A 7,087-nucleotide genomic window follows, 5' to 3' on the forward strand; every position below is an offset into this window, starting at 1 on the left:
CTGCTCGACCTCTGCTTCGCCCGGCACGGCGAAGCCGGGATCCTGCCGTACTACATCTACATGAGCGACATGATCCCCAACGCCGAACACTGGCGGGTCCCGGTCTGGCACGCCCAGCAGCTCCAGCACGACATCATGGGCTACCTCCCCGGCTACGCGACCCCCCGGATCGTCTGCGACGTCCCGTTCGTCGGCAAGCGCTGGGTGCACATGCTCACCGACTACGACCGCGAGCGCGGCATCTCCTACTGGACCAAGAACTACCGCACCTCCATCGAGTCCGCCGACCTGGAGGCGCTCAACAAGCGCTACGCCTACTACGACCCGATCGACACCCTCCCCGAGGGCGGCCAGCAGTGGTGGAACGACCACCGCGACGACTGACCCACCAACGGCGACACCCCCGAGCAGACTGCCCGGGGGTGTCGCCGTTCCCGTCACCGGCAGCCCAGGGCCTCGACGTACCCTGTCGGCGACGTCCCCGCCGCGACCTCGTCGGCGTACCTCCAGAACACCTCCGGCCAGTCACCGGCCTGATCCATGTCCCGCAGCACCCGCCAGCCGTGACTCCCCCGCAGCGCCTCAGCGGCCTGCCGTGCCGCCTCCTCATCCCCGCTCGCTGTCGCCCGCCGCCACTGCTCAATCCACCCGCAACCCACCCGGGACGTCACCCCCACGCTGAACTGGTACGAGTCGCTGACCCCGATCTCCTCCAGCGCGGCCATATCGAACCCCGGCGGCAACGGCACGTCGGCGAGCACCTTCGCCGCCCGCTCCCGCACCGGCACGACCATCTCCGCCGGAAGCACCGCCAACCACGTCCGCGCATCCACCCGAACGATGGCCGCGAGAACCCGGTCCAGGTCCTTCCGCGACCAGTTCTCGGAGGACTTGATCTCCACGACCAGGTCGTCGCGGGGACGCAACAGCACCGTGAAATCACCGCTGAGGCTCTGGAACACATCAGCCGGCCAATCGTCCACCCGCACCGACCTTCCCGGCCCCGTCTCGCGCTGATTGGCATACCGGTCCGCGTACACGGACGCCGGATACCAGTTCATCTCCAGTTCCCGCGCACCCCGGCGAAACCTGACAGTGCCATAGTCCTGGGAGAACTCGGACAGCGCCGCCACCGTCCAACCGGTCTGGTCGACCAGTAACCGCGGGCTCCTCTCCGCCGCCTCCACCGCCGACGGCGGAAAAACGGCCCCGGCTCGCGCACCCGCGCTGACGAGCGGCGAGACCGCGTCGTCCTCGCCCTGCCCCCGCAACACCATGGACGCCGGCACGATGCTCACGAGCACGGCCGCCGCCGTCATGACGCCCGCGAAGCGACGCACCCACAACCGCCGCGGCGCCGACCCGACGGTACGCCGAACCAACGACTCGGACACGATGTCCTCCAGAAGGGTCTGCTTCACCCCACCGAGGTCCCCCAACATCCCGAGCCCACCCGGGTCGGCATCCCGAACCAGCTGGTCGGCACGCTCCTCCGTGCTCATCAGTCCTCCTTGCGGGTGGATGCGGTCAGTACGTCGAGTACATGTCCGGGCGGCCCCGGATCGTCGCCGACCAACGCCCGCAACCTCACCCGCGCCCGCGACAACCGGGTCCGGACCGCCGCGGCGGACACGCCCAGCACCGCGGCCACCTCATGCGGCTGCAGCCCCTCCCACACCGTCAGCATCAGCACCTCCCGGTCCATCTCGGCCAGACCCGACAGGGCCGCCCGAACGGCAAGCCGCTCCGGCACCTCACTGCCCGGATCGGTCACCGACGCGGCAATCTGCTGGCGTAACCGCTCACCGAGGCGCTGCCGGCGAACACCCCCACGGTGATGATTCGCCAGCACCCGCCGCGCGACCCCGTACAGCCACAGCCGGGCCGCACCGGCAACCGGAATGTCCTGCCGGCGACGCCACGCCACCAGGAAGGTCTCCGCGACCACGTCCGCCGCGTCCTCCGGATGCGCGACCCGCCGCAACGCGTACGCCAACAGCGACTCGAAATCCTCGGCGTACGCCCGCCGGAATCGGTCCTCGTCCTGCTCTGTCCCGGGGCTCACACCCACTCCATGTCCGGTGCGCCCCCAACCGTGACAGTCCACAGGCACTCCCCAGGAGAATCACCAACCCGCGAATGCCGTGCACCGCCTGCGGCTAGCGTCCACCACCATGGGACACCCGAGGACAGCGCCCGAAACGGGCACGGCCGACGGGGTCACGCTCGACGAAGTCTTTTTCGACGTCGTGTTCGTGCTCACCGTCACCCAACTTGCCAGCGCCCTCGAAACCCACAGCAACTGGGCTGGATTCGGAAGCAGCGCCCTGATCTTCGGCCTGCTCTGGTACCTCTACACCGGCTACGCCTGGCTCAACAACCACCTGCCACCCCGACGGAACGCCACCAGGCTGATGCTCTTCACCGGCATGGCCGGCTTCCTGCTCACCGCCGTCGCACTACCCGACGCCCTCACCCACACCGGCGCTCTCTTCGCCGTCGGCTACCTCGTCGTCGTCGCCGTCCACCTCATCCTGTTCCTTCACTCCGACGCCCGCAGCGGCGCACTTCGACTCGCTCCCTACAACATCGCCGCCGCGCTCCTCGTCCTGGCCGCCGCCGCGTTCACCGGCCCCGCCGTGCCCGCACTCTGGGCCGCCGCCGTCTTCACCCAGTCCGTCCTGCCCTACCTGCTCCCCCGCCTCTCCTGGACCGGCGCTCCCGCAGCCTTCCACCTGCGACCGGCGCACTTCGTCGAGCGACACGGCCTGCTCGTCATCGTCGCCCTCGGCGAATCCGTCGTCGCCATCGGCATGGGCGTACCGACCGAAGATCTCACCGCCGGAAAGGCCGCCGCGATCGTGCTCGCCCTCGCCCTACCCGTCGCCCTGTGGTGGACGTACTTCACCGACACGCGACCCGCCGAAGCTGCCCTCGCCGCCGCCGCACCGGCCACTCGCACCCGGCTGGCAGCCCGCGCCTACGTCCTCCCCCACTTCCTGTTGCTGATCGGGGTCATCGCCACCGTCAGTGGCCTGCACGCCGCCGTCGCCCATCCCGATGAGCCAGCTACCCCCGGTGCCGCCCTCGCCCTCAGTGGTGGCGTCGCGCTCTACCTGATCGGCATCACCGCCACCCGCCGCGCCCTGCGACTCCCCCTCCCCCTCAGCCGACCCACCACCGCGCTAGCGGCGCTGGCAACCACCGCCGTCGGCCCTGCCCTGGCCGCCCCCGCCCAACTCGTCGCCGTCACCGGCGTCGTGGTGCTCATGCTCGTGACCGACACCCTGCGCGCCTAAATCGACGTCAGCGCACCGGTCAGGCCTCACCCAGTACCTCGGACAACGGCGCCGGCACCAGCCCTCGCTTGCGCAACCCGGCCAGGATGTGCGGCAACGCCTCGTCGGTCATCGCCGCGTTCGCCTCGGTCACATGCATGATCACCACGGATCCGGGGCGGACGTGGTCCAGCACCGCGCGCACCAACGGCTTCCACGCGGTCGCGAACGGATCACCGCTGACCACGTCCCCGTCGACAACCGTCACACCCAACGGCGCCAACGCCTCCAACGCCGCCGCGTCGTGGCAGAGCCCCGGAAAGCGGAAGTAGCGGGTCTGCCGACCCCCGTACGGCTTGATCACCTCGAAGGTCTTCGCCACGTCCCGGGCCAGTTCGTCGACCGGCAGTGCGGGCAGGTCGTAGCAGTCAGTGGTGAACGCCGCGTGCCCGTAGGTGTGGTTGGCCAGTTCGAAGCGCGGGTTGTCGGCGATCCGCCGGGTCACGTCCGGATAGCGCCGCACCCACTTTCCGGTGAGGAAGAACGTCGCCGGCACCTGCTCCCGTTCCAGCAGGTCGAGGATGTGCAGGTTGGCGTACGACTTCACCCGACCGGCCCGCAGACTGGCAAGCATGGCGTCGGTCATGTCCGCGTCGAAGGTCAACGCGACCTTGTTACCGGTCCGCGGCCCGTTGTTCACCACCGGCGCCCTGGTGCCGGTCGGCGTCGCGCCCGGCACCGAGGCAACCGCCGACGGCGACGGGACACCGGCCGACGGAACAGCCGGGTCGGCACCTGCGGACGGCCCCACCGAAGAGGCAGCGACCGACGGCGCGACCGACGGCGCGGATGGGTTCGACGACGCGGACGAGCCGACGAAGACCGGCTGGCCCGAGGGAGGCACCCGGGACGCTTCACACCCGGCACCGCCAAGAATGGCCGCCACGACCAGTACGCCAGTTAACGGGCGAAGCCCAGATCGGATCACGCCGCAGATCATCGCAAACGCGAAAGCCGTTCACTGCCCCTGCGGTGTCGTCGTGAATGCCCACAGCACGACGGGTCCCCGGGCGCATCGCCGCCCGGGGACCCGCGAACCGCTCAGGTCACTTCGTGAACGAGTCCTTCACGTTGCGACCCGCGTCCTTGACGTTCTGACCGGCCTGCTTGGCGCGCGCGTCGCTCTGCTGGCTGGCGCCCTCGCCACGCATCCGCTCGTTGTCGGTCATATCGCCGACGCGCTCCCTCGCGGCGCCGGCTATCTGCTCAACCTTGTTCTTTGCCTTCTCGGTGAAGCTCATCGCGCCTCCTCGGTCTGGCGGTTGTCCTGGCTCGTGTGCCCGGTCTCTGGGTGCTGAAACCGGTGGTGCCGGTTGGCACACCTTGTAAGGCGTCCTAGGAAGATAGGTTGTGGTGGGGTCGACTGTCGGGGCAGTCCCACGATGGTTAACTGGCCGCATGGGAGAGCTCCTGCTGATCCGGCACGGCGAGACCACCTGGAGCGCCAGCCACCGGCACACCTCGTACACCGACCTGGAGCTGACCCCCGACGGCGAGCGACAGGCCCGCACGCTGGCCGCGTTCCTGGCCGCCCGGCGCTTCGTCACCGTGCTGGCCAGCCCCCGCTCCCGGGCGCTGCGCACCGCGCAGCTGGCCGGGCTCACCGTCGACAGCGTCGACGAGGACCTCAGCGAGTGGAACTACGGCGAGTACGAGGGCCGCACCACCGTCGACATCCACGACGACGATCCGCACTGGAACATCTGGACCGACGGCTGCCCCGGCGGGGAGTCCCCCGCGCAGGTGGGCGAACGCCTCGACCGGGTGCTGGCCCGTGTCACCCCGCTGCTCGACCGGGGCACCGTCGCGCTGGTCGGGCACGCGCACAGCCTGCGGGTGCTCGGCGCCCGCTGGATCGGCATGCCCCCGTCCGCCGGTGGGCGGCTACGCCTGGACACCGCAACGGTCAGCGCGCTCGGCCACGAACACGGCCGGCAGGTCATCCTGCGGTGGAACCAGCCGGCTCCTCCGGCGCCCGGGACCGCGACCGACTCGGTGCCGCAGCGGTGATCTTCGGCGGCCGGTTCTCGTACGGCGTGGACAACACCACGGTCGTGCGGGTGGTGACGTTCGCCGAGGTGCGGATCTCCTGCAGCACCCGCTCCAGGTCGGTGGGGCTGGCCACCCGCACCAGCAGCAGGTAGAAGTCCTCCCCCGCCACCGAGTAGCACGAATCGATCTCCGGCAGGTGGGCCAGCCGCTCCGGGGCGTCGTCCGGCTGCGACGGATCGAACGGCCGGATCGCCACGAACGCGGTCAGCGGCAGATCCAACGCCTCGAACGACACCCGGGCGGCGTACCCCTTGATCACTCCGCGCTGCTCCAGCCGGCGGACCCGCTGGTGCACCGCGGACACCGACAGCCCCACCCGCTCGGCCAGGTCGGTGTACGACAGACGGCCGTCGGCGGTCAGCGCGGCGACGATAGCGCGGTCGATCTCCTCCACGGCGTGCAACCTACCGGGAAAATCGCCGCACGGCGACGCGGTACCTCCGGTGGCGGGCCGCGACGGGCCGTGACGCACCCACCGCGACCGCGCCACCGGGCGCCGCCGTCAGCCCTTCGCGAGGGCCCGGGAGATCACCATCCGCTGGATCTGGTTGGTGCCCTCCACGATCTGCAACACCTTCGCCTCGCGCATGTACCGCTCCACCGGGTGGTCGGCCACGTACCCCGCGCCGCCGAGCACCTGCACCGCGTCGGTGGTCACCCGCATCGCCATGTCGGTGGCGAAGAGCTTCGCCTTGGCCGCCTCGATCGCGTACGGGCGGCCGGCGTCGCGCAGCCGGGCCGCCGCCAGGGTCAGCGCGCGGGCGGCGGAGATCTGGGTGGCCGCGTCGGCGAGGAGGAACCCCAGCCCCTGGAAGTCGATGATGGAGCGCCCGAACTGCTGCCGCTCCCGGGCGTAGGAGACCGCGTAGTCCAGGGCGGCCTGGGCCAGCCCGACCGCGCACGCCGCGATGCCCAGCCGACCGGAGTCCAGCGCGGACATCGCGATGGTGAAGCCCATCCCCTCGCCGCCGATCAGCCGGTCCGCCGGCACCCGGGCCTCGTCGAAGGCGATCTGCGCCACCGGAGAGGCGCGCAGCCCCATCGTCCGCTCCGCCGCCTGCGGCGTGATGCCCGCCGTGCCCGCGTCGACGACCAGGCAGGAGATCCCCTTCGGGCCGGGCCCGCCGGTGCGGCAGAAGACGTTGTAGAAGTCGGCCATCCGGGCGTGGGAGATCCACGCCTTGGTGCCGGAGACCAGGTACGCGTCGCCGTCGCGCTCGGCCCGGGTGCTCAGCGCCGCCGCGTCCGAGCCACCCTGCGGCTCGGAGAGGCAGTACGCGCCGAGCAGCTCGCCACCGAGCATGTCCGGCAGCAGCTTGCGCTGCTCGTCGCTGCCGAACGCCGCCACCGGGTAGCAGGACAGGGTGTGCACGCTGACCGCCTCGGCAACGGCGAGCCAACGGCTGGCCAGGATCTCCAACACCTGCAGGTACACCTCGTACGGCTGCGCCGCGCCGCCGTACTCCTCGGGGTACGGCAGGCCGAGCAGGCCGGCGCGGCCCAGCGTCCGCAGCACCTCGCGGGGGAACTCGGCGCGTTCCTCGAAGGCCGCGGCCTTCGGCGCGAGCTCGCGGGCGGCGAGCTCGGTGGCGAGATCCCGCAGGTCGGGGGCCTCGGCGGTGGGGAGGTTCCGGTCGGCAGTGATCGCGCGGTGTGGGCCGTGGGGGTGGGGTTGGGCCGTTGGCCGCCGTCCGGTG

At 70.9% G+C, this 7,087-nt stretch carries 8 protein-coding genes and 1 pseudogene; 3 read left to right on the forward strand and 6 right to left on the reverse strand.

The genetic code is table 11. From position 1 onward, the window contains the following. Nucleotides 1-384, forward strand: a pseudogene (locus KBX53_RS16915) (lysine 2,3-aminomutase); the annotation flags it as partial. Between the two features lie 53 nt (nucleotides 385-437). Here KBX53_RS16915 and KBX53_RS16920 read toward each other — a convergent pair. Next, nucleotides 438-1,502, reverse strand: coding sequence for a hypothetical protein (locus tag KBX53_RS16920; protein WP_210860272.1), 1,065 nt, complete (start codon nucleotides 1,500-1,502; stop codon nucleotides 438-440). Next, nucleotides 1,502-2,065, reverse strand: coding sequence for an RNA polymerase sigma factor (locus KBX53_RS16925; RefSeq protein WP_036410537.1), 564 nt, complete (start codon nucleotides 2,063-2,065; stop codon nucleotides 1,502-1,504). The genes KBX53_RS16920 and KBX53_RS16925 overlap by 1 nt, the downstream gene beginning before the upstream one ends. Before the next feature lie 109 nt (nucleotides 2,066-2,174). Here KBX53_RS16925 and KBX53_RS16930 point away from each other — a divergent pair, with 109 nt between their 5' ends. After that, the gene (locus tag KBX53_RS16930; protein ID WP_081883634.1) at nucleotides 2,175-3,299 is read left to right on the forward strand and encodes a low temperature requirement protein A; all 1,125 of its coding nucleotides are present in this window, start codon (nucleotides 2,175-2,177) and stop codon (nucleotides 3,297-3,299) included. Between the two features lie 19 nt (nucleotides 3,300-3,318). Here the strand turns inward: KBX53_RS16930 and KBX53_RS36860 are convergent, their stop codons facing one another. Both KBX53_RS36860 and KBX53_RS16940 read right to left on the reverse strand, forming a co-directional pair. Next, the gene (locus KBX53_RS36860; protein ID WP_245233476.1) at nucleotides 3,319-4,017 is read right to left on the reverse strand and encodes a polysaccharide deacetylase family protein; all 699 of its coding nucleotides are present in this window, start codon (nucleotides 4,015-4,017) and stop codon (nucleotides 3,319-3,321) included. 367 nt (nucleotides 4,018-4,384) lie between these two features. After that, nucleotides 4,385-4,579: a CsbD family protein gene (locus tag KBX53_RS16940; RefSeq protein ID WP_030327589.1), complete on the reverse strand. Its 195-nt coding sequence runs from the start codon at nucleotides 4,577-4,579 to the stop codon at nucleotides 4,385-4,387. A gap of 157 nt (nucleotides 4,580-4,736) precedes the next feature. Here KBX53_RS16940 and KBX53_RS16945 point away from each other — a divergent pair, with 157 nt between their 5' ends. Next, complete coding sequence (locus KBX53_RS16945) at nucleotides 4,737-5,348, forward strand: histidine phosphatase family protein (protein ID WP_030327588.1); 612 nt, start codon at nucleotides 4,737-4,739, stop codon at nucleotides 5,346-5,348. Here the strand turns inward: KBX53_RS16945 and KBX53_RS16950 are convergent. Beyond that, nucleotides 5,278-5,784: an Lrp/AsnC family transcriptional regulator gene (locus KBX53_RS16950; RefSeq protein WP_030327586.1), complete on the reverse strand. Its 507-nt coding sequence runs from the start codon at nucleotides 5,782-5,784 to the stop codon at nucleotides 5,278-5,280. The two genes, KBX53_RS16945 and KBX53_RS16950, sit on opposite strands and share 71 nt — an antisense overlap. Nucleotides 5,785-5,892: 108 nt before the next feature. Further along, the gene (locus KBX53_RS16955; protein ID WP_210860273.1) at nucleotides 5,893-7,035 is read right to left on the reverse strand and encodes an acyl-CoA dehydrogenase family protein; all 1,143 of its coding nucleotides are present in this window, start codon (nucleotides 7,033-7,035) and stop codon (nucleotides 5,893-5,895) included. Nucleotides 7,036-7,087 lie beyond the last annotated feature (52 nt).

Origin of the sequence: Micromonospora sp. M51, assembly GCF_018070305.1 — a bacterium.
Taxonomy (GTDB): domain Bacteria; phylum Actinomycetota; class Actinomycetes; order Mycobacteriales; family Micromonosporaceae; genus Micromonospora; species Micromonospora parva.